The following is a 268-nucleotide window of genomic DNA, read 5'->3' as shown; positions in this document are numbered from 1 at the left end:
TATAATCCAAATACAGATGAACACTTTTATACAGTTAATTATTTAGAAAGAAATCACCTTATTGCTGTTGGTTGGGGGTATGAAGGTGTTGCATTTAAAACTAAATAGGTTGGAGGAAGTATTATGAAAAAAATTTTTTTAGGTTTGGTAACAGCATCTTTATGTTTATTGGCGATCCGTTCGGTTTCTATTAGTGCCGAAGAGACGGTTAGTAGTGTTTATGCGGTAAATCAATCTGATAGTGCATTAGAATTTGTCGCAACTTTTA

At 32.8% G+C, this 268-nt stretch carries 1 pseudogene; it reads left to right on the top strand.

The annotated features are described in order from the left end of the window. Positions 1–108, top strand: a pseudogene (locus C1E99_RS15145) (mannosyl-glycoprotein endo-beta-N-acetylglucosamidase); the annotation flags it as partial. Positions 109–268 lie beyond the last annotated feature (160 nt).

Origin of the sequence: Streptococcus suis (genome assembly GCF_002964045.1) — a bacterium.
GTDB classification, from domain to species: domain Bacteria; phylum Bacillota; class Bacilli; order Lactobacillales; family Streptococcaceae; genus Streptococcus; species Streptococcus suis_U.
Note: the sequence above shows the minus strand (reverse complement) of the source record. Positions and strands in the feature narration are given on the sequence as shown.